This is a genomic window from Variovorax sp. P4_D9 (genome assembly GCF_056401695.1).
Window position 1 is genome coordinate 1 of record NZ_JBFUIU010001051.1, and the last position, 2,640, is coordinate 2,640.

The following is a 2,640-nucleotide window of genomic DNA, read 5'->3' on the forward strand; positions in this document are numbered from 1 at the left end:
AGTTGCTCGAGCTGGCCGACAACCCCGAGGTTTCGCCCGGGCAGGTCTTCGGCGTATTCCTTGATGTCGTCGAAACGAAGCTGTCCGATCCCGTACAAAACCTGCTGCGCGCGGTGATTGACAACGGCCGCCTGGCCGTGCTGCCGGAGATGGCCGCGCAGTTCCGAGCGATGGTCAATGCGCAATCGGGGGTGTCGGATGCGAAGGTGATCAGCGCCTTCCCGATCGACGCGGCCATGCTGGCCGACATGGTCGCGTCACTTGAGAAGCGCTTTGGCCGCAAGCTCAATGCGAGTGTCGAGGTCGACCCTGAGTTGATCGGAGGCATCCGCGTGGTGGTCGGTGACCAGGTGCTCGATGCCTCGGTCAATGGCCGCCTGCAACAGATGAAAGTCGCGCTCACCGCGTGAAGCCGCAAGGAGATGAGTCATGCAACTGAATCCCGCAGAAATTTCTGAACTGATCAAGATTCGAATCGATGGCCTCGGTGTCGCCGAGGACATCCGCAACCAGGGCACAGTGGTGTCGGTGACCGATGGCATCTGCCGCATCCACGGCCTGTCCGACGTGATGGCCGGCGAAATGCTCGAGTTCCCCGCGGCCAGGGACGGCGAGCCGACCTACGGCCTTGCGCTCAACCTTGAGCGCGACTCGGTCGGTTCGGTGATCCTGGGCGAGTATGAGCACATCTCCGAAGGCGACACCGTCAAGTGCACGGGCCGCATTCTGGAAGTGCCCGTCGGCCCCGAACTGATTGGCCGGGTGGTGAACGCGCTGGGCCAGCCGATCGACGGCAAGGGCCCGGTCAACGCCAAGATGACCGACGTGATCGAGAAGGTGGCCCCCGGTGTGATCGCGCGCCAGTCGGTAAGCCAGCCGGTGCAGACGGGCCTGAAGTCGATCGACTCCATGGTGCCGATCGGCCGCGGGCAACGCGAACTGATCATCGGCGACCGCCAGACCGGCAAGACCGCTGTGGCGATCGACACGATCATCAGCCAGAAGGGTCGAAATATGACCTGCGTGTACGTCGCCATCGGACAGAAGGCCTCGTCGATCAAGAACGTGGTGCGCTCGCTCGAGCAGCACGGCGCGATGGACTACACCATCGTCGTTGCCGCTTCCGCGTCCGAGCCAGCCGCGCTCCAATACGTGTCGGCCTACTCGGGCTGCACGATGGGCGAATACTTCCGCGATCGCGGCCAGGACGCGCTGATCGTCTATGACGACCTGTCCAAACAGGCCGTGGCCTACCGTCAGGTCTCGCTGCTACTGCGTCGTCCTCCGGGCCGCGAAGCTTTCCCCGGCGACGTGTTCTATCTGCACAGCCGACTGCTCGAGCGCGCCGCGCGTGTCAACGCCGACTACGTCGAGAAGTTCACCAAGGGCGCGGTGAAGGGCAAGACCGGCTCGCTGACCGCGCTGCCGATCATCGAGACGCAGGCCGGCGACGTGTCGGCCTTCGTGCCTACGAACGTGATCTCGATCACCGACGGCCAGATTTTCCTCGAGACCAGTCTGTTCAACGCCGGCATCCGGCCCGCGATCAACGCCGGCATCTCGGTGTCGCGCGTCGGCGGTGCCGCGCAGACCAAGCTGATCAAGGCCCTGTCCGGAGGCATCCGGACCGACCTGGCGCAGTACCGCGAGTTGGCTGCGTTCGCACAATTCGCGTCCGATCTCGATGCCGCCACGCGCAAACAGCTCGACCGCGGCGCGCGCGTAACCGAACTGCTGAAGCAGCCTCAGTACTCGCCGCTGCCCAGCAGCCTGGTGGCCGCCTCGATCTTCGCCGCCAACAAGGGCTTCCTCGACGACATCGACGTGAAGAAGGTGCTCGCGTTCGAGCGCGGACTGCACCAGCAGTTGAAGTCCGGCCATGCGGCGTTGCTGGGCAAGCTCGAGGACGGCAAGGCGATGGACCAGGAGGTCGAGGCCGAGCTCAACAACGCGATTGCTGCGTTCAAGAAGTCGTTCGCCTGAGGCGCAAGGAACAACGTCATGGCGGCCGGCAAGGAAATTCGCAGCAAGATCAAGTCGGTGGAGAACACCAGGAAGATCACCAAGGCCATGGAAATGGTGGCCGCGTCGAAGATGCGCAAGTCGCAGGAATGCATGCACGCGGCGCGCCCGTATGCCGAGAAGATCCGCGACCTGGTGGCAAGGCTCGCCGCGGCCACGACGGGGCACGTGCATCCGCTGATGGCGAAGAACGAGTCCGCCGAAAGCGTCGGCTTCGTGGTCGTGACCACTGACAAGGGCTTGTGCGGCGGCATGAACACGAATCTGTTGCGCGCCGTGACTGCGAGGTTCGGGGAGGTCGACGCCTCGGGCCGCAAGTGCGAGGTGGTCGCGATCGGCAACAAGGGCCTGGGGTTCCTGAACCGCATCGGCGCCAGGGTCCTGTCGCACGCGACCCAGCTGGGCGACAAGCCGATGCTCGAGAAGCTGATCGGTCCGACCAAGCTGATGCTCGACGCGTATGCCGCGGGCAGGCTGTCGGCCGTGCACCTGTGCTACACGCGCTTCGTCAACACGATCAGGCAGGAGCCGGTGATCCAACAGCTGCTGCCGCTGTCGGCGCAACCAGTCGCTACCGGGGCCGCGCAAGGCGGCGGCCCGCGCGGCCCGGACTACCTC

At 64.7% G+C, this 2,640-nt stretch carries 3 protein-coding genes; all 3 read left to right on the forward strand.

The genetic code is table 11. The features are described from left to right. Positions 1-410 (forward strand): ATP synthase F1 subunit delta (gene atpH / locus AC1DY5_RS50695; protein ID WP_478121860.1); only part of this gene is annotated, 410 nt, incomplete at its 5' end. 19 nt (positions 411-429) lie between these two features. Then, on the forward strand, positions 430-1,983 hold the full coding sequence (gene atpA / locus AC1DY5_RS50700; RefSeq protein WP_478121861.1) for a F0F1 ATP synthase subunit alpha: 1,554 nt from the start codon (positions 430-432) through the stop codon (positions 1,981-1,983). A gap of 18 nt (positions 1,984-2,001) precedes the next feature. Continuing rightward, positions 2,002-2,640: ATP synthase F1 subunit gamma (gene atpG / locus AC1DY5_RS50705; RefSeq protein ID WP_478121862.1), on the forward strand; the 639-nt coding region annotated here is incomplete at its 3' end.

Bases quoted from the DNA above. Each gene is read 5' to 3' on its own strand.
- atpA (WP_478121861.1), top strand. From the start codon at position 430: ATGCAACTGAATCCCGCAGAAATTTCTGAACTGATCAAGATTCGAATC.